The organism is Bradyrhizobium sp. AUGA SZCCT0169, from assembly GCF_018130085.1.
Classification (GTDB): Bacteria; Pseudomonadota; Alphaproteobacteria; order Rhizobiales; family Xanthobacteraceae; genus Bradyrhizobium.
On sequence record NZ_JAFCMC010000012.1, the window covers coordinates 70564 to 95359 of the forward strand.

Annotated in this window: 23 protein-coding genes and 1 riboswitch; of the genes, 10 read left to right on the forward strand and 13 right to left on the reverse strand. The window is 63.6% G+C overall.

The features are described from left to right. Positions 1–167: 167 nt before the first annotated feature. The 4 genes from JQ609_RS16105 to JQ609_RS16120 all read right to left on the reverse strand — a co-directional run bounded on the left by JQ609_RS16105 (position 168) and on the right by JQ609_RS16120 (position 4931). Positions 168–560 carry an MAPEG family protein gene (locus JQ609_RS16105; protein WP_212274139.1) on the reverse strand — a complete coding sequence of 131 codons (393 nt, stop codon included), beginning with the start codon at positions 558–560 and terminating at the stop codon, positions 168–170. Between the two features lie 138 nt (positions 561–698). Beyond that, the gene (locus JQ609_RS16110) at positions 699–1808 is read right to left on the reverse strand and encodes a lipocalin-like domain-containing protein (protein WP_212274140.1); all 1110 of its coding nucleotides are present in this window, start codon (positions 1806–1808) and stop codon (positions 699–701) included. Then, positions 1798–4260 (reverse strand): ABC transporter permease, encoded by a 2463-nt coding sequence (locus tag JQ609_RS16115; protein WP_212274141.1) that lies wholly within the window; start codon positions 4258–4260, stop codon positions 1798–1800. Before JQ609_RS16115 ends, JQ609_RS16110 begins: the two co-directional genes overlap by 11 nt. Beyond that, on the reverse strand, positions 4257–4931 hold the full coding sequence (locus tag JQ609_RS16120; RefSeq protein ID WP_212274142.1) for an ABC transporter ATP-binding protein: 675 nt from the start codon (positions 4929–4931) through the stop codon (positions 4257–4259). The genes JQ609_RS16115 and JQ609_RS16120 overlap by 4 nt, the downstream gene beginning before the upstream one ends. A gap of 317 nt (positions 4932–5248) precedes the next feature. On the opposite strand from JQ609_RS16120, the gene JQ609_RS16125 reads away from it, so the two are divergent. The 3 genes from JQ609_RS16125 (at position 5249) to JQ609_RS16135 (ending at position 8792) form a co-directional block, all read left to right on the forward strand. Further along, complete coding sequence (locus JQ609_RS16125; RefSeq protein WP_212274143.1) at positions 5249–6520, forward strand: MFS transporter; 1272 nt, start codon at positions 5249–5251, stop codon at positions 6518–6520. A gap of 4 nt (positions 6521–6524) precedes the next feature. Continuing rightward, complete coding sequence (locus JQ609_RS16130) at positions 6525–7640, forward strand: hypothetical protein (protein ID WP_212274144.1); 1116 nt, start codon at positions 6525–6527, stop codon at positions 7638–7640. A gap of 111 nt (positions 7641–7751) precedes the next feature. Next, a complete protein-coding gene (locus tag JQ609_RS16135; protein WP_249128053.1) occupies positions 7752–8792 on the forward strand; it encodes an N-acetylmuramoyl-L-alanine amidase in 1041 nt (346 codons plus the stop codon). 38 nt (positions 8793–8830) lie between these two features. On the opposite strand, the gene JQ609_RS16140 is transcribed toward JQ609_RS16135, so the two are convergent. Further along, entirely contained in the window at positions 8831–9403 is a 573-nt protein-coding gene (locus JQ609_RS16140) for an outer membrane protein (protein ID WP_212274145.1), read from the reverse strand. Between the two features lie 167 nt (positions 9404–9570). Between JQ609_RS16140 and JQ609_RS16145 the strand changes: the two genes are divergently transcribed. Continuing rightward, a complete protein-coding gene (locus JQ609_RS16145; RefSeq protein WP_212274146.1) occupies positions 9571–10863 on the forward strand; it encodes an enoyl-acyl carrier protein reductase FabMG in 1293 nt (430 codons plus the stop codon). 170 nt (positions 10864–11033) lie between these two features. After that, entirely contained in the window at positions 11034–11225 is a 192-nt protein-coding gene (locus tag JQ609_RS16150) for a hypothetical protein (RefSeq protein WP_212274147.1), read from the forward strand. 87 nt (positions 11226–11312) lie between these two features. On the opposite strand, the gene JQ609_RS16155 is transcribed toward JQ609_RS16150, so the two are convergent. Continuing rightward, complete coding sequence (locus JQ609_RS16155; protein ID WP_212274148.1) at positions 11313–13055, reverse strand: amidohydrolase family protein; 1743 nt, start codon at positions 13053–13055, stop codon at positions 11313–11315. Positions 13056–13133: 78 nt separating this feature from the next. Continuing rightward, positions 13134–14372 (reverse strand): MFS transporter, encoded by a 1239-nt coding sequence (locus tag JQ609_RS16160; protein WP_212274149.1) that lies wholly within the window; start codon positions 14370–14372, stop codon positions 13134–13136. Positions 14373–14568: 196 nt separating this feature from the next. Between JQ609_RS16160 and JQ609_RS16165 the strand changes: the two genes are divergently transcribed. Then, positions 14569–15810 (forward strand): hypothetical protein, encoded by a 1242-nt coding sequence (locus tag JQ609_RS16165; RefSeq protein WP_249128055.1) that lies wholly within the window; start codon positions 14569–14571, stop codon positions 15808–15810. Positions 15811–15849: 39 nt separating this feature from the next. Here the strand turns inward: JQ609_RS16165 and JQ609_RS16170 are convergent, their stop codons facing one another. Continuing rightward, the gene (locus JQ609_RS16170; RefSeq protein WP_212274150.1) at positions 15850–16005 is read right to left on the reverse strand and encodes a hypothetical protein; all 156 of its coding nucleotides are present in this window, start codon (positions 16003–16005) and stop codon (positions 15850–15852) included. A gap of 159 nt (positions 16006–16164) precedes the next feature. Here JQ609_RS16170 and JQ609_RS16175 point away from each other — a divergent pair, with 159 nt between their 5' ends. Beyond that, positions 16165–16404 (forward strand): hypothetical protein, encoded by a 240-nt coding sequence (locus tag JQ609_RS16175; RefSeq protein ID WP_192735553.1) that lies wholly within the window; start codon positions 16165–16167, stop codon positions 16402–16404. A 95-nt stretch (positions 16405–16499) separates the two neighbouring features. Here the strand turns inward: JQ609_RS16175 and JQ609_RS16180 are convergent, their stop codons facing one another. From JQ609_RS16180 to JQ609_RS16195, 4 genes are all read right to left on the reverse strand, one after another. Continuing rightward, entirely contained in the window at positions 16500–16787 is a 288-nt protein-coding gene (locus JQ609_RS16180) for a hypothetical protein (RefSeq protein WP_249128057.1), read from the reverse strand. Further along, positions 16784–17032 carry a transcriptional regulator gene (locus JQ609_RS16185; RefSeq protein ID WP_249128059.1) on the reverse strand — a complete coding sequence of 83 codons (249 nt, stop codon included), beginning with the start codon at positions 17030–17032 and terminating at the stop codon, positions 16784–16786. Before JQ609_RS16185 ends, JQ609_RS16180 begins: the two co-directional genes overlap by 4 nt. 115 nt (positions 17033–17147) lie before the next feature. Continuing rightward, entirely contained in the window at positions 17148–18164 is a 1017-nt protein-coding gene (locus JQ609_RS16190; RefSeq protein ID WP_212274151.1) for a DUF6925 family protein, read from the reverse strand. Between the two features lie 97 nt (positions 18165–18261). Continuing rightward, positions 18262–20541 carry a TonB-dependent receptor gene (locus tag JQ609_RS16195; protein WP_212274152.1) on the reverse strand — a complete coding sequence of 760 codons (2280 nt, stop codon included), beginning with the start codon at positions 20539–20541 and terminating at the stop codon, positions 18262–18264. A 113-nt stretch (positions 20542–20654) separates the two neighbouring features. Then, positions 20655–20855: riboswitch (cobalamin riboswitch) on the reverse strand. A gap of 134 nt (positions 20856–20989) precedes the next feature. Between JQ609_RS16195 and JQ609_RS16200 the strand changes: the two genes are divergently transcribed. The 3 genes from JQ609_RS16200 to JQ609_RS16210 are packed head-to-tail and all read left to right on the forward strand — an operon-like array spanning position 20990 to position 23639. Further along, on the forward strand, positions 20990–22033 hold the full coding sequence (locus tag JQ609_RS16200) for an iron ABC transporter permease (protein WP_212208908.1): 1044 nt from the start codon (positions 20990–20992) through the stop codon (positions 22031–22033). After that, complete coding sequence (locus JQ609_RS16205) at positions 22030–22812, forward strand: ABC transporter ATP-binding protein (protein WP_212274153.1); 783 nt, start codon at positions 22030–22032, stop codon at positions 22810–22812. The genes JQ609_RS16200 and JQ609_RS16205 overlap by 4 nt, the downstream gene beginning before the upstream one ends. Further along, the gene (locus tag JQ609_RS16210; protein ID WP_212274154.1) at positions 22812–23639 is read left to right on the forward strand and encodes an ABC transporter substrate-binding protein; all 828 of its coding nucleotides are present in this window, start codon (positions 22812–22814) and stop codon (positions 23637–23639) included. The genes JQ609_RS16205 and JQ609_RS16210 overlap by 1 nt, the downstream gene beginning before the upstream one ends. 116 nt (positions 23640–23755) lie before the next feature. On the opposite strand, the gene JQ609_RS16215 is transcribed toward JQ609_RS16210, so the two are convergent. After that, positions 23756–24796 (reverse strand): MBL fold metallo-hydrolase, encoded by a 1041-nt coding sequence (locus JQ609_RS16215; RefSeq protein WP_192735547.1) that lies wholly within the window; start codon positions 24794–24796, stop codon positions 23756–23758.

The following is a 24796-nucleotide window of genomic DNA, read 5'->3' on the forward strand; positions in this document are numbered from 1 at the left end:
CACCGTCGTCCCGGCCTTGAGCCGGGACCCATAGCCACCGGCGGCTGTTGCTTGCAGAAGGTATCTGCCAGCTTGCCTTAACGCGACTGCACGGCGTATGGGTCCCCCGATGCGCAATTGCGCATCTGAGCTCAAGGCCGGGACGACGGGATGGAGTTGCGCGACACTCACCCCTGCACGATTCTCCACACGATCGCGCCCGACGCCCCCACCCAGAGCACGATCGCAGCTAACGCCTGGATGCCAAAGCCGCGGCCGCGCTTGGCGGCGGCCTGCGAATAGCCGAGCATGTAGAGGAGGCGGCCGGCGATCCAGACCAGGCCAAGCCCTGCCGCAACCGGGTCGCTGATATAGACCGCGAACAGCCACAGCGACGGCAGGAAGATCGGCATCCATTCCAGCGTGTTCATCTGAACGCGGAACACGCGTTCGAAATCGGGATGGCCAGATGTCGCCGGCACTTTGATGCCGAACGCGCTGCGCGCTTTCGAGACCTGAATCGAGGTGAAGAAGTAGAACAGGATGGCAAGGCAGGTGACGAGAGCGGTGAAGTGATACATTGGAGCGATTCCTTTTTGGCTCTTTGCTTTCGTCACGCCCGGCCTTGTGCCGGGCATCCACGTCTTGTCTACAGTCAAGGAAGCAAGACGTGGATGGCCGGGACAAGCCCGGCCATGACGAATGAATCAGAAGCGCTTTTAGTACCCCGTCATCTCGAGATAGCCTAATCCGGTGTGGCTGCCACCAAAACTGATCGGGCCTTCCCAATAGGGAAAACTCGTTCCCATCCAGCTCTTCGGGTTGAGCGGCGTGCAGTCGATCGTGACGGCGAGTTTGGGAATCGCGATGCGCCATGAGGTCGGGATCTTGCGGTTCGCGATCTCGGTGTAAGCCTGCGGCGTGAAGCTGATGTCTGCTGAAGCGAGCAGCTCGGTGCTGTCGTCGCGCGCGACCCATTTGCCCGAGCCGTAATGCTGGCCGTCGGTCTGGCGCATCCGGTACAGCATCAGCTTTTCGCCGGTCTTGAAATGCAGCGACAGCCAGTCCCAGCCGCTCTGGTCGGAGGCCAGCGGCTGGCTGCTCCATTCGCGGTCCAGCCAGGCCTGTCCGGTGACATCGACGGTTTTGTCGTCGATGGTGATGCTGCCCTTCGCCTGATAATGCGGCTGGCTGTAGTAATAGGAGGCCTGTTCGCGCAGCGATTTGCGGCTGTAGCCGGCCTCGCCCTGCAGCACCAGCGGCCGGTCGGCATCGAGGCGCAGCGCATAGTTGAAATCGGCGCCCGAGGCCTTGAGTTCGAGCGGCGCCATGTTGGTGGCGCTCATGGAATCACGCCCGCGCATTTCCCAGGAATCGATCCAGGCGAGAAATGGATCGGCGTCGGCGCCGGCCTGGCCGACGCCGCCGCGGGCAAAGGTTTCGCTGGTGTGATGGGTGTCGGCGCGCGTCACCGCGGCATGGCCCATCCAGAGCTGTTGATTGGCCCAGCCTTCCTGTTGCGCGCCCGGCTTCGTCGCCTGCCGGAACAACGTCCACTGCGCGCCATAAGGGACACCGTTGGCATCGGCGAGATTCGCGGTCACGTACCACCACTCGATGCGGAATTCCGGATGCGGGCCGTGATCGGCCGGAAATGAAAATGTCCTGCCGGGCATGACGGCGGCATAGCCGCTGGCGCTCTCACCAAGTCCGGCAAAGCCCTGCGCCAACGCCTTGCCACTGAGCGAGGCGAGAAGGATGCCGCTCGTAAAACTGCGGCGGGAGATCAGGCCGCTACCGCCCGCTGCTAAGAATCCGCTACCGCTCATTGGCAAAGATCCTGATCAGGCTGGCCGGCTGCATCCGCGCCAGCCGCATGACCGGAAGCGCTGCCGCACAAAACGCCGCCGCCATCGCGACGCCGACCAGCCACAGCAATTGCGCCGGGAAGACGTGGAACGGCAGACGCCAGCCAAAGGCCTTTACGTTCACGATCGCGAGCAGGCACCATGCCACCAGGAGGCCCAGCGGCAGCGCGAACAGCGCGGTGATCAACGCGACCGACATCGTCTTGAGAAGCTCGATCGCAGCCAGCCTGCGCCTGGTAATGCCGATCGCCCATAGCGGCGCCAGTTGCGGCAGGCGCGAATTGCTCAGCGTCAGCAGGCTGGTGAGGAGCGCGATGCCGGCGACGCCGAGCGTGAAGGCGTTGAGCGCCGCGGTCACTGAGAAGGTGCGGTTGAAGATGCGTTTCGATTCCGCCTTCATCGTCGCCTGATCGGCGACGTTGCGATCATCGAGCCCGAATTGTTCCTGCAAAGCCGTGATCAACGTCGGGATCTTCCCGGATTCGACGCGCAGGCCCATCCGTGTCAGCGGGGTTTCCGGAAAACGCCGCGTCAGCGCGGCATAGTTGACCGCGATCTGGCTCTTGGGATTGCCGTAGTCGGCGTAGATGCCGACGATATCGAGCGTCCAGTTGCCGCCGGACGCCGGAATGTCGATGCGATCGCCGATCGAAAGCTTCAGGCGTCGCGCCAATTGTTCGCTGACGAGGCAGGTGGTGCCGGGGCGAAGTCTGGTCCAGGCGTTTGGCGCCGACTCTAATAGCGGCCAGCTGTCGCGATAGGTGGTGTGATCGGGCAGGCCCAGCACCTCGAGCGGCGCGCCTGCCAACTGCGTATCAGCGCGGCCGCCGGGCAGGATCGCTTCGATCTCGGGCCGTTCGCGCAGCCAATTCCTGATCTCGCTCGCCTGGGCATTGCTGGACGCGCTGATATAGACATCCGCCGCCAGCCTTCCGTCGAGCCAGACCAGGAAGGTGCGATTGAAACTGCCGACCATGGTGCCGACGCCGACATTGACCGCGAGCGCGAGCAGCAGCGCCATCAGCGCCAGCGACAATCCCGAGAGCTGCTGGCGGCTGTCGGCCCAGAACCAGGTGCTCAGCGGCCCACGCGCATGCCGCTGGCCGAACGCGAGCACGACTTCCAGCAGCATCGGCAGGATCAGCGCCGCGCCGAGCAGCAGGGCCGCGAGCACGGCAAAACCCGACACCAAGGAATCGCCGAACAGCAAAAACGCGCCGGCAGCGGCGAATACGGCAAGCGCCACCGCACTCTGGGAGATCAGCCAGCGGCGCTGCGCCTGTTGCCACGCATAAGGCTGCGCGGTGGCGAGCAGCGGCAAGCGAAGCGCCTTGGTCAGGCTGGTCGCCGCGGCGGCGAGCGCGCCCAGAATACTGATGGCGATGCCCGCGAGCCACCATTCGCCCTTCAGCGTCAACTGTCCCGGAATCTGCGCGCCGTATAGTCCGCGCAGGGACGCGGCGACGTCGGGCAGCAATGTCGCCGCAATCAGATAGCCGCAGACGAGCCCGATCAGGCCTGCGAAGAGCGCCAGCGAAACCAGCTCGATCACCATCACGCTGTTCAACATCCGCGCCGAGACGCCGCAGGCGCGCAGCGTGCGCAAGGTGGGCAGGCGCTGCTCGAAGGCAAGGCCGATGGCGGAATTGACGATGAACAGGCCGACGAAGAACGACAGCAGTCCGAATGCGGTGAGGTTGAGATGAAAACTGTCGGTGAGCCGTTCGAGATCGGTTTCGGCGTCCGGCGCAACCAGACGCAATTTGTCGCCGACGACGCTTTCCAGCGAGGGGTGTTTGCCTTTGGCCTTGCCGATCAGCAGGCGGGAGAGCTGTCCCGGCATGTTCAGGAGATTTTGCGCGATGCCGATGTCGACGACCAGCACGCCGGGCACGAGCTGCGTCTGGACGCGCAGCGGTGGTAATGCCACGCCGCCATTGGTGACAGCTATAGCGCCCTCGGCGAGCTTGAGGTCTGCAAGCGTTTCCGGTGCCACCAGCACTTGCCCGGGCGGCGTCATGAAGGCTTGCAGATTGGCGGTTTCGACCCCGGGCGCACTGCCGACCTCGCGCGGCAACGTCACGGGTTCGATGCCGAGCAGGCGGAACGAGCGTCCGCCGATCTGGATGCGGCCTTCGAGTGCGGGCGATACCGGCCAGCCGGCGCGCCGCAGGTCGACGAACAGCTGTTGCGGGAACGTCGGACTGTCGCGGCCGACCAGCATGGCCGTGCGCGTGCCGCCGAATGTAGCGGCGGCGCGGTCATAGGAGGTTCGCGCCTGCTGATTGAGCGCCTGCACGCCGCTCCATAGCGCGGTCGCCGAGATCAGCCCGATCAACAAGGTCGCGAGCTGCATCGGATGGCGCCGCCAATGGCTCAGGAGTATGGCGAGCGTCCAGAGCGCGCGTTTCACGCGATCACCCCGGCGTGCAGGTTGACCTGGCGGTCCAGCGTGGCGGCGAGGCGGGCGCTGTGCGTCACCATCAGGAAGCCGCAGCCGCTGCGCGCCACGAGGTCGCGGGCCAGCGCCAGCACTTCGTCGGCGGTGGCTTCATCGAGATTGCCGGTCGGCTCGTCCGCGAGCAGCAGCAGCGGCTTTGTTGCGAGCGCGCGGCCGATCGCGACGCGCTGCTGCTGGCCGCCGGACAATTGCTCGGGATAGCGTTTCAAGAAATTCTTCAGGCCCAGACGCTCCACCAACTCGTGATGCCACGCATCATCGTGGCGTCCGGCGATGCGCGACTGGAACGCCAGATTGTCTTCGACGGTCAGGCTCGGGATCAGGTTGAATTGCTGGAACACGAGACCGAGGCGATCGCGGCGCAGTTCGGCGCGGCCGGCATCCGTGAGCTCGGAGACCAGCGCGTTGTCGAGCCTGATCGCGCCGCCATCGGCGGCATCGAGGCCGGCGATCAGGTGCAGCAGCGTGCTCTTGCCGCTGCCGGATTCACCGGTCAGCGCGACACTCTCGCCGGCCGCGACGGACAGGTTGACGCCGCGCAGCACCGCGACCTCCTCGCCGGCGGCGCGGTAGCTCTTGGTCAGGCCGTTCACGGTGAGCACGATTGATTCGCCGTTGATCATGCGCTGATCACAACGGCTTCCGGCGCGTGGGGAAAGCCGGAGCGGCCAAAGTATCGACGCGGCGATGGATTGATTTGACCATGAAAAATCCCTGACGTGGTGACCCCGGCAACATAACAGGAGCGCGATATCAGATCACGGCCTCAATATCAGGGACGACGGGATCGTGATCCGGTTGTAACGGCGCGCACCGGGCCGCGCGGTGTCGCGGGGCCTGTTTCCCGGTCAAAATGCGCAGTTGCCTTGCCGGGGAGGCCATGGCTAGCATCGCATGCCGAAGTCAGAGAATCGGCAGCGATAAACTTGGGGTAGCAGCCATGACCGAACATGTGACGCCCAAAGGCGCCTGGACAATCACATTCCTGCTGTTTCTGTTCATGCTGGTCAATTTTGCCGACAAGATCGTGGTCGGTCTGGCCGGCGTCCCAATCATGGAGGAGATGAAGCTCGACGCGGAGCAGTTCGGCACGCTCGGCTCCTCGTTCTTCCTGCTGTTTTCGATCTCGGCGATTGTCGTCGGCTTCATCGTCAATAGAGTGCAGACCCGCTGGGTGCTGCTGGCGATGGCGGTGATCTGGTCGGTGGCACAGTTCCCGATGGTCGGTACCGTCAGCTTCACGACGCTGCTGATCTGCCGCATCATTCTCGGCGCCGGCGAGGGCCCGGCGTTCGCGGTGGCGGTGCATGCGATCTACAAATGGTTTCCGGACGAGAAGCGCACGCTGCCGACTGCGATCCTGTCGCAGGGCTCGGCTTTCGGCGTGATCCTCGCGGTGCCTGCGCTGAACTGGATCATCGTCAATCACAGCTGGCACTATGCATTCGGCGCGCTCGGCGTGGTCGGCCTGATGTGGGTGGTGGCGTGGCTGATCATGGGCAAGGAAGGCCCGCTGGTGCAGACGGTCGCGATGGCCGCCGCCGATCCACGCGTTCCCTATTTCCAGCTCCTGACCTCGCGCACCTTCATCGGCTGCTGTGCCGCGACCTTCGGGGCGTACTGGGCGCTGTCGCTCGGTCTCACCTGGTTCACGCCCTTCATCGTGCAGGGGCTCGGCTTCTCGCAACAGGATGCGGGTTGGGTTTCGGTGCTGCCCTGGGTGTTCGGCGCCGTGATTGTGCTGCTCACCGGCTGGATCTCGCAGGTGATGCTGACGCGCGGCTTCACCACCCGCGGGGCGCGCGGCGTGCTCGGCTCGGTGCCGCTGATCATCGGCGGCCTGATTCTCGCGATGATGCCCTATTCCACGCCGGGCGGAACGATGGTCGCGCTGCTCGTGGTCGGTACCGGGTTGAGCGGCGCGATCTATGTGGTCTGTCCGCCGATGCTCGGCGAGTTCACGCCGGTGCAGCAGCGCGGCGCCGTGATCGCGATCTACGGCGCGATCTATACGCTGGCGGGCATCATCGCGCCCCTGGTGATGGGCAGCGTGATCAAGCACGCGGCGACGCCGCTCGAAGGTTATTTGACCGGTTTCACCATCAACGCGGTCATTATGGTGTCGTCGGGATTGCTCGGCCTGCTGCTGCTGTGGCCCAATAGCGAGCGGGCGCGGCTGCTGGCTCAGGCAGCACAACCGAAGTTCGCGTGAGCCAATGGCCCGCTACAAGCTCCATTGCATCGGCGCGCCCGTGGCGGCGCTTGCGCTCGCGCTGTTGTTCGCGCTGCCGATGGCCGTCGGTCTCACAGGCACCGCGATGGCGCAGGGTGCACTCACGAAGACGCAATCGGACGCGCTCAATGCGTACAATGATGCGGTGAAGAACTTCGAGGCGGTCCTGGGACAGCGGCGCGCGCAGATCAATTCGAAGCAGCCGCTGCCGAACCTGCCGGGACAGGCGCTCTATCTGGCGCGCAACAAAATGCTGAGCGCCTACAAGGATCTCACCGACGCGATGCCGTCCAAAATCGGTGGGCCCAACAAATACGAAATCCCGCCGGCGTATTTCAACGTGGCTACCGAGCCGCTGCTCGACGAGTACCGGAAGCTTTTCGATGTGATGCAGGCGCCGCCCGCCAGCGCGCAAAAATCAGATACCCCGTTCAAGGACGTCGTCGATCTGGGCACGGCGATCGCGCGTGCCAAAGGCCTCGATGCTGTCAATGCCGAGGCGGCTGGCCGGATCAGCCTCGGGCTGTTCTTTGCCGAGACCAACGGCAATCAAACCATCGGCAACGCGCGCTCGAACAAATACAAGGGCAGCCTGCAGACCGGTACGTCCGAAGATCTGAACGGCCGCAGGAAGTGGGCGGCGATCAAGCCGTCAATCGCAGCTTTCGATCCTGCACTGATCCTGCGCGACGAAAAGGAGGAGGCGCGGGCCGGCAATATGGATCACCGGTTCAACCACTGGACCTCGGTGCGCGATGCCCTGATGAACGCGCATGCGGAAGTCTTCCCGCAGGTGCCGTCGATCGTGAAGACGCTGCCGGACCCGATCGATCAGATGAAACTGTTCGAGCTGATCCAGATTATTCCCGCGCCGACCAAGTCCGCGCTCAAGTCAGGCAATTTACTTAACTACCGGATTTCCGATCCCAGGATCATGGGATTCCTGCGGAACAACAGCGTTTTCACCTTTGGGCAGGCCGACAGGGCACGGACGTCTGCAACCATGCGCGAAATCCTCGATGCGATGTGGCTGTTCAATGCCAAATTCGAACAGGCGCTTGCCCGGTTCAAGGAGATCAAGGCGGGGCAAAAGGTTTGAAGCCGGCCGGTGAAACCTTGCAACCGGTAACGCATGGTTCATACTCCCGGCCGATGCTGTCCGATGCGGTCATGAAGCGCGCATAGAAGGTCACTCTGGGGGAGAGTGGGATTGCTGTCGGTAAGAAAAGCATTCGCCCGGTCAGGCTTTGGCGGTTGGCCCCGCTGCCGTACCACCGTCGCCGCGATGGTCGGCTTGCTGCTTCTGCCGGTCGAGGCCAGCCATGCCGGCTGGCTGTCGGACGTCTTCAAGGGCACGTCAAAGCAAGCTCAGTCGCCAAAGCGTCAGGCGCCAAAGCAGAGTCCATCGCCAAAGCGCGCCGCCGCGCCAAAGCCGGCTGCTTCAAAGCCTGCCAGGGTAGCGAAGCCTGCCGCCGCGCCCAAGCGCCGCACGGCGAAGGTTGTTGCCCCGAAGGCGGCGGCCAAGCCGTCGGTTTCGAAGACGGCTGCAACCACCTGCGAACCGTCAAAGTTCCGGATCGTTCTGGATGTGGGGCATACCGCCCAGTCGGAAGGCGCGATCAGCGCCCGCAACGTTTCAGAGTTCGTCTACAATCTGCGGCTGACGCAGCGGATCGAGGAGAAACTGAAGGCGGAAGGCTTTACCGAGACGAAGTTGCTGCTGACCGAAGGCAAGGCGAGGGCCAGCCTGGTCAAGCGCGTCGCCGCGGCGAACAATCTGCCCGCAAATCTGTTCCTGTCGATCCACCATGACTCCGTGCCCAAAAAATTTCTCGAGGACTGGGAGTTCGGCGGCAGGAAAAGCCGTTTCAGCGACCGCTTCAGCGGCTATTCCGTTTTCGTCTCCAGCAACAACCCGGAATACAAGGCGAGCCTCTCGATTGCCGAACTGCTGGCGAAGGAAATGAAGGCCCAGGGCCTGAAATATGCCGAGCAATATTCGCAACCCATCATGGGCCGCTACCAGCACCCGCTGCTGAACAAGGAAACCGGCGTCTACAGCTATGACAAACTCATCGTGCTGAAAAAGACCAGAATGGCTGCCGTGCTGCTGGAGGCGGGCTCGATCATCAACCGGGACGAAGAGCTCCAGATGGACTCAGCCGAACGCCGGGGCATCATCAGCAGCGGTGTTGTCGCGGCCATCAAGGAATATTGCGATCGTCGATGGGGCATCCTCGGTCCGCTGTGATGGCGGCGACGGTCGGCCCGAAAAGCCCTGCGTCAGAGTCAGCGGGGAGCGCTGGGGATAATCGAAGCGCCGGGCAGCGAATTGATTTCGCTGTCGACGGCAACACTCCCCGATCGCTGGGTGTAGCCGAATCCGAGTGACAGGCTGAGATTCGGCGCCGGCTGGAATTCGATGCCGGCATTCGCGCGATAGCCCGGCAGCGTGCCGGACTTCTTGTCGAACGCCGCAAACGGGCCGCCGATGCCGCTATCGTACTTCAAGGTTTCGAAGCCCGCATAGAGCGAAACGGGCAGGCCGCCCGCGCTTCCGAAATTGTAGCCGGCCTGCATGCCCTCGTAACGGAGCGAGCCGAAATTGCCGAACGCTCCAGCCTGGTTGATGCCGTTCCAGTTCAATCCCGCAGGAATGCTGGTGCCGCTGATAAACATGCCGTTCTGGAAATTGTAGCGCGTCGGGGAATCCTGGTCGGAGGGCAGGGTCCCGCCAAAGCCGAGCGGCCAACTCGGGCTCCAATATGGCACGGGGGCGGCCTGGGCGTGGGCCGTCCGCCCGCCCGGACAGAGCGTCGCCAGGACGAGCGCGAGACCTAATCTGCCTGCAAAAATCGACATCCGTACCATCGCCAAACTTCCCCAAATCATACCCTCCAGCTATGGGGAACGCCAGCACGGCGCCTATCGATACTTAGGTTCATACTTGGGTTCAGGATGGAACCGATGTACTTGGTACCGGTCAATTTGTTAGTATTCGAAGAACCTCTCCAGCCAAGGATATCCGCGTGCAAAAGTTCGAGCCGCTTCGTCAGGTCAACCCGGTTTCAGGCTACGGCAAAAACGACGTTTTGGTCATTTTCGGCGAGGTCTTTGCCCGAGGTTATGTCAACGGCCTGATCGATGAAGCCAAAAAAGCCGGGATGACTGTCATCTATGGCACGGTCGGGCGCCGCGATGAAAATGAGCAGCTACGTCCCCTGACGGCGGAGGAGTTGGCGGAGAAAGACCAGCCGCTGGTCAACGTTCCCTTGGAATGCGGTTTCGATCTGGCAAAATCGAGCAAGGGTCTCAGCCCATGCGACCAACTCAAGGGCTTAAAGCTCAGCGAGTGGGACAAGGCCACGCTTGATCTTGCGCAGGTGGAAGAGTCGCGCAAGGCCGGCCGCGAAAATTTTCGCGCGCGCGTGCAGCAATATCTGGCCGAATTGCAAAAGCAAATTCCCGACGGCGCCAAGGTCCTGATCGCTCACACCATGGCCGGCGGTGTTCCGCGCGCGAAGATCATGATGCCCGTCATGAACCGGGTCTTCAAAGGGACCGCTACCTCTTCCAAGGAGTTTTGGGAAGGCGACCTCGGCCGGCTCTGCGAAATGAGCTTTATGGATGTGAGTGCGAATAGTCTTTCGGATCTGATCGAACTGAGTGCCGGGCTACGCGACAGCGTCGCCAGGAACGGCAGTCAGGTTTCTTACGTGGCGTACGGTTATCATGGCACCGAGATCCTGATTGCCGGCGAGTATCATTGGCAGAGCTATTCACCCTACCTGCAGGGTTTCGCGAAAATCGAACTCGAAAATATCGCACGGCGCGCGACCGAGCAGGGTGTGAAAGCCAGTGTCTTCAATGCGCCGGAGATCCTGACCAATTCAAGCTCGATCTTTCTGGGTGTTGAAGTGGCGCTCTATCCGCTGCTCGCCGCCTTCAAGAAAGAGGCGCCCGATCATCCGGTCACCAGGAAGCTTCTGGCCGAGTGTGCCGACCTGCTGAAACCCGAACACAGCCTTGAGGCACTGATCGAGCTCACCGACAATTATTTCCGGTCAGACATTATCCAGCGCTGGACCAAGTTCGAACAATGGCCGCAGCACAATGGCCCCGAGCAGATGGAATTGATGCACGCCACGTCGAAAGCAATTATCGACATGCACAAGGACGGCCGCAAGCTTCTCACGGCGGCGCTGAGTGAAATCGTGTTCAAGGCCTGCGGATACGCCATGCTGCATGAGGCATTGAATCCCCGCCAACCGGTATGGTGGGTCGGCCATCAATTTGTGACCCAGGCTGCAACCAAGGCCTGACGGGCCGCGGCGCAAAACTTCGGTCGTGACACGCCCGCGCACCGGTTCGCGCGGGCGTGCACCTGCGCCTTGCGATCACCCCGATTTGAGCGATCTTGAAGTCGTCACAGATTGCGGCGGTGCGGTAGGGACCACACATGCGAAGCGGGGGTGATTAAAGGAAATTTGCGATGCGTTTTGTTTTGGCCCTGGGCCTTTTGATCGCCTTTAGTGCTTCTGCCAGCGCCGCAAAGAAGGTGCATCACGCGAAGCCGCGGCATGTCATTGTTCGTCCCGCCCAGCCCGTGGACCCACGCTTTCCGCCCGTGCTCATGGACCAGACCCCGAGATACGATGACCCGTCGAAGTTTGGTGGCGGCTGATCTGCGACGAGCCGGAAAGAGCATGCGATGATGGCATCGAAACGCGGGGACGCGATCGACTTCGATCGGGGCTAAGTTAACCTCGCCCTAGCCCGCCGCCGCGCCAAACTTCGGCTGGCTGCCTTGCGCGCCGCGGACCAGTTTGCCGGGGCGTGCGCCGGTGGCCTTGCCGCCGCGCTGCGTCACCACGCCGGAGACGATGGTGGCGTCATAGCCGTCGACCTGCTGCATCAGCCGGCGTCCGCCGACCGGCAAATCGTAATGCACCTTCGGCGGATGCAGATGCAGCTTGTCGTAATCGATGACGTTGACGTCGGCCTTGAAGCCGGGCGCGATCACGCCGCGATCGTAGAGACCGACCGAGAGCGCGGTCTTGCGCGATTGCGCCGCCACCACGAACGGGATCGAGAGCTTTTCACCGCGGCTGCGGTCGCGGGTCCAGTGCGTCAGGAGGTAAGTCGGGAAGCTGGCATCGCAGATGATGCCGCAATGCGCGCCGCCGTCGGAAAGGCCCGGCACCGCGTTCGGGTCGCGCAGCATCTCGCGCGTCGCATCGAGATTGCCGTCGGCATAATTGAGGAACGGCACGTAGAGCATGCCGCGGCCGTCGTCGGTGAGCATCGCGTCGTAGGCCAGCTCTTCTGCCTGCTTGCCCAGACGGCGGGCCTGCGCGCCCAGCGTATTTTCGGGCGGTTGTTCGTAATCGGGGGGATTACCGAGCAGATACATCTTGTCGTAGTTCGGCCGGAAGAACAGCGGGTCATCGGTCGCGGTCGCGTGCTCGCTCAGGATCGCGGCGCGCACTTCGGGTTGGTGCAAACGTGCCAGCCGCTCCTTCAACGGCAGTTTCGCGATCGCCTGATAGCTCGGATGAGTCTGGAACGGGTTGCGCGACAATTCGAGGCCCAGCATCAGCCCGACCGGGCGGGCGGCGATCTGCGCGGTGATCGACTGGCCGCGCGCGGAAGCCTCCGCGATGGTGTCGAGCGTCTGGCGCCAGCGCTGCGGCGCCTTGTCGTTCTGCGTGATGGAAAACGACACCGGGATTTGGGTGTTCTCGGCCACCCGCAGCATCATCGGCAGATCTTCGTTGATGGTGGAGAGATCGAGCACGAACTGCAGCACGCTGCGGCCTTGGCCGTGCATCGCGGCGGCAATCGCGGTCAGTTCGTCCTCGCCGGCCTTCAAGGTCGGGGTGTAGTCGCCGGTCGAGGTGCGGTGATTGAGGGTGCGCGAGGTCGAGAAGCCGAGTGCGCCCGCTCGCACGGCATCGGCGGCGAGCGTCGCCATCGCCTTGTTGTCCTCGGGCGTGGAGGGATCGCGGCGCGCGCCGCGGTCGCCCATCACGTAGACGCGCAAGGCCGCGTGCGGCAGTTGCGCGCCGACATCCATGTCGAAGTTTCGTTTCGACAGCCACTCCATGTAATCCGGAAAGCTTTCCCAGGCCCAGGGAATGCCGGCGCTCAACACCGGCTCCGGAATGTCCTCGACGCCTTCCATCAGCTGGATCAGGCGGACATGGTCGCTCGGCCGGCACGGCGCGAAGCCGACGCCGCAATTGCCCATGATCGCTGTGGTGACGCCGTTCTGCGACGACGGCGTAATCTCCTGGCTCCAGGTGACCTGGCCGTCATAATGGGTGTGGACGTCGACGAAGCCGGGTGTGACCAGCTTGCCCCGGGCATCGATCTCTTCCTTGCCTTTCCCGGAAACCTTGCCGACCTCGGTGATGCGGCCGCCCGAGATGGCGATATCGGCTTCGTAGAGGTCGCCGCCCTTGCCATCGGCAATGTTGCCGCCACGGATCACGAGGTCATGGGAACTGGTCATGGCGATTCATCCCGGGTTGAATTTTTGTTGCCGCATCATCGGATATCCCCTGATGCAGTCAACGGCCGGGAATGAGGTTCAGGAATGCATCACGCCAGTAACCGGGCCCTCCGATCGCGTCTTCGGCTTGCGGTCGGTGATGAGCGCCAGCAGTACCGTCAGGACCATGAAGGCGACGGAGGCGCCGAACACCCAATGCGGCAGGTGCTGGTCCATGATCCAGCCGAACAATAGCGGGCTCAAAATGCCGCTGAAGTTGAAGCCGGTGGAGACGATGCCGAAAGCGCGGCCGGCCGCACCGGGAGGGGCGGCATTGCGCACCAGCATGTCGCGCGAGGGCGCGATTACGCCGCCGAGGAACCCGGCAATTCCCATCGCCGCGGTCAGCACCACCGACGGCAGGGTGGTCGTCGCGATCACCAGCATGATAAGCGCATTGATGCCAAAGCAGGCGGCGGCGACCTGTCCGTGGCGCGTGGTGCGGTCGGCAAGATAGCCGCCGGCCAGCACGCCCGCCGCACTGGCGCCGAGAAACGCGGTCAGCGCGATATTCGCGGCGGAGAATGTCACGCCATAGCCGCTCATCAGCGCGACCACGCCGAAATTGCTGATGCCGGCGTTGGAGAGACCAAGCAACATGAAGAAGAACGTCAGCATGATGATCGCCGGCGTGATGACGCTTTGCCGGGGGGCGGCCGTGCCATCGGTCTTGCGGTCGGCCGAACTCGCATCGGGAATGCCGACGGCGATCAACAGCAGCGCCACGACAGGTCCGACCGCGCCGGCCACGATCAGCGCGCCGAGACCTCCGGCCCAAGCGACGAGTGCCGCCATGATCGCGGGCGCCACCGCGCCGCCGAGGAAGCCCGCAAACGTGTGGATCGAAAACGCGCGGCCCATCCGCGCTTCATCCATATGGGTGGAGAGGATCGCGTAATCGCAGGGGTGATAGACGCTGTTGGCGAGACCAAGCAGCGCAGCACAGACGATCAGTGACGTGTAGCTCAGATGCACGCCGAGCATGATCAGCGCGAGACCGCCGACACAAAGGCCGATCAGCAGCACCTTGCGGGCGCCGATATGGTCGGCGAGATATCCGATCGGCGCCTGGGTCAGGCCGGACACCAATCCGAACACGGTCAGAGCGAAGCCGAGCTCGATATAGCCGACGCCGAGCTGTGCCTTCAGATAAGGAAACAGCATCGGCAGCACGAAGATATGGAAATGGCTGACCCAATGGGCCACCGAAATTGCCGCCAGCGTGCGCAGAGAACTGTCCGCTTTCACGTCCTGCGGTGCGGTCAGAACATCGACCATATCAGCGTCAAACCCCGTCTCGATCCACGGCCCGGCAAAGGCTGGCTTTACAAAAATGCCTGCCGAAAATAGTGGTTAGCGGTTATTTGTCCATGAATACAACTGCATGGCTGCCCCGGCGCAGGGTGTGGAAGGGCGCAAATGCGTCAATAAGTTCAGGGACAAAGTCGGCGGGCGCGGCAATGATCCGGCATGATTGATCCGGGGAAGCCGCTCCGGGTGCTGGTGTCAAGAAGGTTCCAGTACCTCAGCCCGCGAGGCCATCACGATACTGGGCCTGACGGGCCATCATGTCGAGGTTTGCGATCCCTCCGCCCATTGCCTGGCGCGGTTCTCACGCTTCGTCCGCAAATTTCACCGCTGCCCGGGCCTGCGCACGGACCCCGCCGGATTTCTGGCGTTTGTCGAGCAATTGCTGGCGCGCCAACGTTTTGACGTGCTGCTGCCGACGCATGAGCAGGGTTTTCTGTTTGCGCGGATGCGCGCGCGACTGGAGGGCCGTACCGGTGTTGCGTTGCCTTCATTCGAGAGCTATCGCGCCGCCCACAGCAAGGCCGGATTCAGCTTGCTCGATCAATGGAAGCTGCCGCAGCCGCTGACGCGGATCGTGAAATCCGCACGCGCGCTGCGCGACGCCATTGGTTTTCCGGCCGTGGTCAAGACCTCGATCGGCACCGCAAGCCGCGGCATCTGGTTCGTGCGCAATAGGGATGATCTCGAAATAGCGCTGCGTGATCTCGGCGCCGGCGATGCGTTCACCGATGAGGTGCTGGCGCAGGACCTCATCACGGGCACCACCGAGAAGGCGCAGTCGGTGTTTTGCCGGGGACGGCTGGTCGGCTTTCATGCCTATCGACAAGTCGCTGTCGGCGTCGGTGGCGGCGAGGCGATCAAGCAAAGCGTGGGCCGGCCGATGGTGCGAGCCTATCTGGAGACAATCGGCGGACAACTCGGCTGGCACGGCGCGTTGTCGGTCGACGTTATCATGCCCGACGATGGCACGGCGCCGCTCCTGATCGATTGCAACCCGCGGCTGGTCGAGCCGGTCAACGCCTATCGCGCCGGCATCGATCTCGTTGGGTTATTGCTGCGTGTCTCGCAGGGCGAGACGCCGGAGCCGTTGCCGGAAAGCCGCGAGGGCGTGCTCACGCATCTGGCGATGCAGGCGCTGCTCGGTTGCGCATCGCGCGGCGGCACGCGGGGCGATATTATCCGGGAATGCGGCCGTGTGTTTACCGCCAGCGGACCCTACGCCGGCAGCCGCGAAGAACTCACGCCGGTGCGACTGGACTGGTTCAGCGCCGTGCCGCTGGCGATGACCGCAGTATTTCTGCTGGCCTCGCCGTCGTCAGCGATCAAATTGGCGCGCGGCGGTTTTGGCGCGCATCTGCTCGATGTCGGGAGTATCCGGAAGATTGAGAGTGAGGGATTTCACTAGATCTCGCGTCGTTCCGGCGCAACGCCGGGACGACAATAATCACAAGGGTTCGTCGTCATTGCCGTGGCGGTCGTGCTTTGGCGTGGCGATGTCGCCATCCTCGTAATCGTCGTCTTCGACAGGCAGGCCTTTCGGCTTCACGGGCTTGTCGTTGTCCTGCCTGGGAGGCTCGCTCTTCTTCCCGTTTCCACCCATATCGTGCCTTTTCGCCGGCGCAACCGGCCTTATCCGGTCGAAATGACGCATTGACCGCAATCCGACCGACTTTGCGCAATATACTAGCGCCAGCAACACGAATTTTCCTTGCCCTTTTGGCCGATAGTGCTTCAAACGGGGTAATCAAACGGAGTCAGAATGAAGAAGCCTCGCATCGAAACCGAAGAACAGCAGCCACGCAAAGTTATCCGCGCCGACAAAGCGCCGACGTCAGGATATTCGCTGGTGGTCGACGGTCACTTCAAATCGCACCACGACACGGTCGAAGCCGCTGAAGAGGCGGGCACGGCGCTAAAGAACAAATTCCAGATGCTGCAAGTGCAGGTCTATGACGCCGAGACCAAGACGCGCTCGATGATCCATTGGCCACCGGCGTAACGCTGCAAGCTTAACTTCAGTGCTGAAGTTAAGGCTGAGCTCAAAGAGCCAGCCTTGGAATTGAGCCTTGGATCCCTGCCTCAGGGTCTTCGATCTTAGGTCCGTCGTCCGCCACTTTGCTGGCTCGCCAGCCAATCGCCCAATGCCGGGGTCGGCCGCTTCTCGGTCGGCTGTTTCGATTTGGCCGCGGCCTTCTTTGCCTTGACGGGAGCCGGAGGTGCGGCCGCTTCGCGGGCAAGCCGCAACGCCTTCAGCTTTGCCATATTGTCGAGCATGGCCCTCGAGGCCGCATCGCGGTCGGCCTTGCCGGACCGCGCGTCCTGGGCTGCGCGGGTGGTTTTATCCAGACGCGCCTGGGCGCGGTCGCGATCTTCTTTAGTCATTTTACGTCAGCCTTCTTCGCCACTTTGGCTTTCGCTTTGGGCTTGGCTTTCGGTTCGGGCGGATTGGCAAGGTCCTCAGCTTCCTTGGCCAGCCGCAGCGCGCGCAGCTTTTCAGTCCGCTTGCGAATTGCGATGTCGGAGGCCGCGATCTCGGCCATCGCCTTGATGCCCTCGACCTCCTGGGTACGCTTGCGGTGCAGCCGAATCTCTTTCATTTCGGCCGGACTCTTCGGTTCGTCGTTCATCATATACCTCTGGAACCGCGACGCATGCCGTCGGGCGGTGTTTCGGCCGTAATACCATGGATTGCGCCGCTGGGGGCGCGAATTTGGGCCGAAAATGCCCCGTTATCGGGTTGATTCAGCCCTCATGGTGAAGAGCGGCGGGATCATCGCCGTCTTCAGGACCGCTCTGGTCGAAAGCGGCCAGCCAGGCCGCCAATGTCGTTGACGCCTGACCTTCGGCCTTGACCTGGCGCAGCGCAATGCGAATGCCGGCGCGGCCGTGACGGTCGCCGGCGATCGCCACCGGCGGTTCCCCCGCCAGCACCGCATCGACGACGCGCTGCTTGATCGCGAGCGTTTCGGGATCGCCGCACGCCGCCAGGACCCGTTGAAAACGCTGGTGATGTGCCTGGTCGAATGGCCGGGCCTCGCCCATTCCGTCACGCAACGGATGCGGCGGATAGATGTGCGCGCAGGGGATCCAGCCCTCGGGAACCGGCTCGGTGGCGGCATGGGTCCGGCCGCTTTTCAGCAGTCTTGGCAGCACATGGGTGTGCGGCCCGTCCGGGCTCGTGCCCGAGGGCGGCGGGATCGGCTGATAGACCTCGATGCGGCCGAGCCGGCTGATGAAGACGCGATGCGGGTTAGCGCCGAGGATCATCCCCATCGCGGGATTGTCGTGTTCGAAGATGGCGCGGCCGCAGAGTTGGCGCAGCCGCGCGGCGAGATTGGGATCGCCGACGCGCACGCAGAAGTCCGCCTGCAGCGCACCGAGGCCGAGATCGAACAGGATGGATTCGCGGTCCTCCGGCCGCAGCGCCTCTTGATCGGCGCCGATTTCCGTCAGCGTGTTGCGGCCGTTCATCGCGCAATCGCCTGACGGCAGGCACAGCGCGATCCGATGGCTCCAGCCCGATTTGGTGATGCTCTCGGAGGCGAACGGCCGGCTGTTGCCGTTGGGATTAAGCGCAATGCCGCCGCGCGGCGTCACGGCTGCAACGGCTTCGATCGATTGCGTCAGCCGTACCGGCTCATCGCGATCGCGGGCGAATTCAGCGATGGCGCCGAACGTGCCGAGACTCCATTGCGTGTCGGGATCGGCGATTTCCCGCTGCAACAGATCGGTCGCCGCGACGGCGGAAGCATCAGGCATGGGCCAGCATTCCCTTAACCCTCGGGGCCAAAGAGAATACTGGCTTGTCAGGTCAGGACAAGCCGGTCCGGAGCGGGCCCCGGACCGGCGTCCGGGCTCAGAACGTCGCGCCGGCCTTCACCATGTAGGTCCGGCCCGGCAGCGGATAGGCGCTGAAGCGGCCGTCGGTGAACGTGCTTGCGATGGCATAGTCGTAGTACAGCGCGTTGAGCACGTTGTTGACGCTCACCGACCAGAAGAAGTGCTGATATGCCCCGCTCAGCTTGAAGTCGATGGTGGCATCGGCCGGGATGCGGCGCTGGGTATTCTTCTGGTCGTTGTCCATGTAGCGCTCGCTCCAGCCGCGCACCGTGGCGTCCGCGACCAGATAGTTCTGCCAGATATTCCACGTCACGCCACCACTGGCGGTGTAGCGGGACACCAGCGGAACGTCATTGCCGGCGAACTGCCCTTCACGGAACACTGCGCGGGTGTAGGCGACGCCGCCGCGCAGCAGCACGCTGTCGCTGACACGAAGCGAGGCGCTGGTTTCCGAGCCGTAACGGCGGGTCGGATCGAGGTTGACGTTAAAGAACAGTGCCGGGTTGAAATGGATCTCGTTTTCGAGGTCCATGTTGTAGATGCTCGATTGCATCTGGAACCCGCCCGACTTGATGCGGAAGCCGCCCTCGACGTCGTGCGAGGTCTGGGTTTTCAACTGGAAGGTGCCGGGAATTGGGGTGAAGAAGACAGGATCGAAGGAAGGTCCGGAGGACAATCTCTCGTCGACATTCGGCGTGCGGAACGCGCGGGCGGCCCGGCCGAATACCGAGACGATATTGTTGAAGCGATGTTCGAGGCCGACATGCAGCGCGTGCTGGACTTCGCTGCTATCCAGCGGAAGGTTCTGGGCGCCGCAGGTAAAAAACAGGGCGCAATTCGGCGGATCGTCAAGACGGTCCCGCGCACTCAGACTGGTGTTCTGGATTCGCGCGCCGTACGAGAAGTCCGTTGTCGGCAACAGCCCAAGGGTTTGCTGCCAATAGCCGGCAATCGTTCTCTGCGACAGATCGTAAGTATGGATCGGCGGTGTGCCCTGAAATTCCTGCCGCTCCTGGTGGAACGTCGCATCGTAATAATCGATGCCCGTCAGGATCGACGAGGGTAGCCCGAACATTACGTTCTTGACGCTCAATCGAGGCGTCAGGGACCATGTCTGCAGATGGCTGTCGACGTAACTGTTGGCGAAGGGATTGAAGAACGCGGCCTGCTGTTTCTTGTCCCGCACACCGCCATCGATGATGAGATCGACGCCGTTCCACAGGGTCTTGGTGAAGCCGGCGGTGGCGCTGGCGCCCTGCTGGTTGCCGTAATCGAGCGGCGTGCTGGTGCCGCGGCGGTTGGTGACGAGCTCGTTGAGACCAATGGATGGATCGACCAGCCGGCCGCCGGGTAAGCCGAGCTTCTGATCGTCGCCGGTCACGGTTACGAAGGCGGTGAGGCCGGGCGTGGAGTAGTTGAGGTTGCCGACTCCGTTGCGCTGATCGAGCGCGTTGTTGACGCGGTAGCCGTCGGACTTGATGGCGTTGCCATAGAACGACGTCGACCACGGACCGAAATTGGTCGCGGCCGAGACCGAGGCCATGCGCTGATTGAAGGACCCGACGCCGGCTTCGCCGCGGATCGCGACCGGCGGGCCGCCGACGCCGTTTTTAAGCACGATGTTGATGACGCCGCCGACGGCATTATCGCCGTACAGCACCGCGCCGCTGTTGCCGCGGGTGATTTCGATGCGCTCGATCGAATCGCGCGGAATGGTCGAAAAATCGACGCCGGCCATGTCGATGTCGTTGAGCCTTCGGCCGTTGATCAGCACCAGGGTATTGGAGGTCGCAAACGCACCGAATCCGCGCAGATCGACGCTGGTCTTCGCGCCGTTGACGCCGCCAAACAGGCTGGTCAGTTGCACGCCCGGTGTTTGCGCGATGATTTCCTGCAAGGTCTGCGCGGGTGAATGCGCGATTTCTTCAGCCGTGATGACGGTCGCCGATGTGCCGACGATACCGGCGAATTGCCGGACGGGCGCTCCGCCGCCGCCCTGGCCATCGCCTTGCGACGCGACGTTGGAGCCCGTCCCCGGCGTAGGGTTTCGATTGCTTGACGGCGTCGGGTTCGGCGCGACGACGCGGCGCGTGCCCGAGCCCTGATCGGAAGCGGGCTTGGCGCGGGTCCGGTTCTGGTCGCCGGGCGGGTTGACCTCGATCGCCGGCAGTTGATCGGCTGTGGCGGTCTGCTGGGCCTGCGCGCCGGAATGGGTGATCGCCATGATCGGCGCCAGAAAGCTGGACGCCAGCAAAAGACGGCGGCACCGCTTGGCGGCAGTGGTGGTGGAAGACATGGTTCAGGCCTCGGTATGACGTCAGTGGCACGTCACAGCGAACCAAGTCCCACCATCGTGCTGCAAACAGCTCTGGTGAAACTAATGCCTGTACTCCCCGACCGACATCTTCGCGTGTGACCACGGCTGACGGCAGGTCTCCTGGCTTGCGGGTCGTTACCTTTCGTCGCCTTCCCAGGACCGAGAATCCCAGTGGCGTAGGACGAAAGATTCACCGCTTACAGTTGCGGGGGCAGCCGCGGAATTGGGGGACTGTCCCCGCACCGCATTCCCTTTTGATCCCCAAAACGGGAACCGTCGAAAATTATGGTAGGAGTTTGTCAAAGATAGAGTCAATCCCATCAGGCCTCGCCTGCGATCCTCACTGGACGAGTGCGTCTTTTATGTCGCATGAGCAGTACCGTTCGAACGCGTTGTGCGGTACGGGCTGACCGTTCGGGGACGATCGATGAGTGTTGAGACCATCACTGCTGCAAACGAGGAGGCCGCGCGGCGCCGGATTGGCGTGACGGCTGCGCTCGCCGGCCTTGTCGCGCTGCTGGTGCTGATCTCGCTCGGTATCGGGCCGGTGCGGCTGTCGCCGCTGGCGGTGATCGAAGCCCTCCTCGGCGGCGGCAGCGACGTGGCGCAGGTGATCGTGCGGGAAATCCGCCTGCCGCGGACCATTCTGGCGCTGGCGATCGGCGCCATTCTGGGAATGTCGGGCGCGTCGCTGCAGGGCCTGCTGCGCAATCCGCTGGCCTCGCCTTCGCTGTTCGGCGCGCCGCAATCGGCTGCCTTCGGCGCGGTGCTGGTGATCGCGCTGGGGTGGGCCGATGTGCGCTCCTATGCGCTGCCGGTCGTGGCGATCATGGCGGCGTTCGGTTCGGTGTTCGTGCTGCTGACGATCGCCGGCCGCAATGCCGGGTTGCTGATCCTGATCCTGGCGGGTCTTGCGATTTCGAGTCTCGCAGGCGCCGCTACCGCGCTGGTGATGAACCTCTCCAGCAACCCCTTCGTGGTGCTGGAGATCGCGTTCTGGCTGCTCGGATCGCTGGAGGATCGCAGTTTTCAGCACGTCATGCTGGCGCTGCCGTTCATCATTGCCGGCGGCATTATCCTGTTCAGCCAGCGCCATTCCTTTCGCGCGCTCAGCCTCGGTGAGGAAACCGCGCAGAGCCTCGGCGTCGATGTCGGGCGTCTGCGGCTGATCGTGATCACGGGCGTGGCGCTCGGGGTCGGCGGCGCGGTAGCGGTCACCGGCACCATCGGCTTCATCGGCCTCGTCGCGCCGCACCTGATGCGGCCCCTGATCGGGCATGATCCGGCACGGCTCTTGGTGCCGAGTGCGCTGGCAGGCTCGGCGCTGCTGCTCGCCGCCGACATCGCGGTGCGGATCATTCCCTCGACCAGCGACATCAAGGTCGGCGTGCTGACCTCGATCATCGGCGTGCCGTTCTTCCTCTATCTGATCGCGCGCGAACGCCGCGCGCTCGGGGGAGGTGTCGCATGAGCGAAGCCGCGCTTCTCACGGCGCAAGGCGTGAACGTGACGCTGGCCGGCCGCGCCGTGCTCAACGATGTCTCGCTGTCGCTGACCGCGGGGCATCTGGTCGCCCTGGTCGGGCCGAACGGCGCCGGCAAAACCACGCTGCTGCGGGCGCTGTCGGGGCTGCTGTCGTCCCGCGGTGACATCCACATCGGCGGCGACGCGCTGGCCGGTCTGTCGCTGCGCGAACGCGCCAAGCGATTTGCCTATCTGCCACAGGGCCACATCGTGCACTGGCCGCTGCCGGCGCGCGACATCGTGGCGCTCGGCCGCTATCCGCACGGCGCGACCGATCCGGCGCGGCTGTCGCCAAGGGATACTGACGCAGTATTGCGTGCGATGCAGGCGGTCGATGTGATGGAGTTCAGCGAGCGCCGCGTCACCGAACTGTCCGGCGGCGAGCGCAGCCGCGTCGCGCTGGCGCGCGTGCTCGCGGTGGAAGCGCCGGTCATCCTCGCCGACGAGCCGACCGCCTCGCTCGATCCGCGGCACCAGATCGACGTGATGAAGAACCTGCGCGCCACCGCCGACAAGGGCGTGCTGGTCATCGTGGTGACGCACGACCTTGGCCTCGCCGCACGATTCGCCGATCATGTGCTGGTTCTGAAGGAGGGCCGGCTGGTGTCGCAGGGCGCGCCGGTGGAAGCGCTGTCGGAGCAGGTGATAGCCGACGTGTTCCGGATCAGCGCCTACCGCGCCGAATACCAGCGCGAGGCCGTAATCGTGCCGTGGGCGGATCTGTGATGCGCCGCCGGCTTGCCGTGCTGCTGGCGGTTGCGGCGCTGGCGATGCCTGGCGCGACGCTGGCCGCTCAATTGCCGCGCATCGTGTCGATGAACGTCTGCAGCGATCAATTGCTGCTGTCGTTGGCCGATCCCGAACAGATCCTCGGGCTTTCGCGGTATTCGCGCGATGCCTGGGTGGCCGGTGACGTCGCTCGCTATCCAAAACTGTCGGGTGGCGCGGAAGACGTGATGGTGCTGAAGCCCGACATCGTCGTCGCCAATCTGTACGACAAACGTTCGACGCGGGAATTGCTGAAGGCGCACGGGTTGCGTCTTGCCGAACTTCCGGTGCCGCGAACCTTGCCCGAGGTGAAGGACCAGATTCGCGAGTTCGGTGATATCGTCGGTCACCCCGATCGCGCGTCGGCGCAGATCGCGTTGCTCGATGCCGCGCTCGCACGGGCGCGCCAGGCTGTCGCCGCAAAACACTATCGGGTGCTGCCGCTGTCGCGGCGCGGCTGGGTCGCGGGCAGCGACAGCTTTGTCGGCTCGCTGCTGGCCGAGACCGGGCTGTTCAACACGGCCGGCGATCTCGGCTTCAATTTCGGCGGCTTCGCCTCGCTGGAGGCGATCGTGAGCCAGAAACCGGATTTGCTGCTGGTGTCGCAGGCCGGCGATTTCGCGCGTGACGACGGCCAGGCTTTTCTGCTGCATCCGGCGCTCGCGCGGTTCTATCCGCCGGAAAAGCGCATCGTGATTCCGGAACGGCTGACCGAATGCGGCGGCGTGATGCTGGCGGAAGCGCTGGATGTGCTGACGGCGGAATTGAAACGGGTGGGGCGGTAACAGTCGCGGCGAATCGTAGGGTGGACAAAGCGAAGCGTGCCCACCATTCTCGCATTCGGATAGAATGGTGGGCACGGCGCGAGTGCGCCTTTGCCCACCCTACGTTCCGTGAGTATTCACCCCATCACCACCGGGCCGCCGGCTTTCTTCCAGGCGTCGATGCCGCCTTCGATATGGGCGGTGTTGGCAAGGCCGGCGTTCTTGGCGGCGGTCACCGCCATCGCCGAGCGTTCGCCGAACGCGCAGAAGAACACCACGCGCCGTCCCGTCGCGGCCGCGACTTCGCGCAGCATGCCGCCCGGCGCTAAGCTTTCGGCGATGCCGGGATAGGGCGCATGCAGCGCGCCCGAGAGCGTGCCGTGCTTGGCGCGCTCGCTGGCCTCGCGCAGATCGACCAGCAGGATGTCGGGCTTGCCGATACTGTCGATCGCGGCGCGCGCTGACAATGCGAGGCCCTGTTTGGCGAGATCGTCCTGGTGCAGGCCGACATGCATGTTGGCCGGCAGCACCACATCCATCAGTTTTGGATTCGGCAGATTGAGATTGTTCATCAGCTCGACATACTCGTCGATGCCGCGCACCTGCAGGCGCGGATTGTAGCGCTTCTCCTCGCCAATGGTGGAAACCGTGTCGCCCTTGTAGTCGTGGGCGGGGAAGACCATGGTCTCGTCAGGCAGCTTCAACAGCCGGTTGAAGATCGAGTCATACTGCGCCCGCGCGCTGCCGTTCTGGAAATCGGTGCGGCCGGTGCCGCGGATCAAGAGCGTGTCGCCGGTGAAGACGCGGTCGCCCATCAAATAGCTGTAGGAATCATCGGTGTGGCCGGGCGTGTACATGACATCCAGGCTCAAGCCTTCGATCATCACCTTGTCGCCGTCGGAGACGCGCATCGACACCACGTCGGCTTTGCTCTGTTCGCCCATGATGGTGATGCACTGGGTGCGGTCGCGCAGCTCGCCGAGGCCCGTGACGTGGTCGGCGTGCAGATGGGTGTCGACCGCCTTGACCAGCCGCAGGTCGAGTTCGCGCAGCAGCTGGCAATAACGGTCGGCCTTTTCCAGCACGGGATCGAGGATCAGCGCCTCGCCGCCGGCGCGGCTGGCCAGCAAATAGCTGTAGGTGCCCGAAACGCTGTCGAAGAGCTGACGAAAGATCAT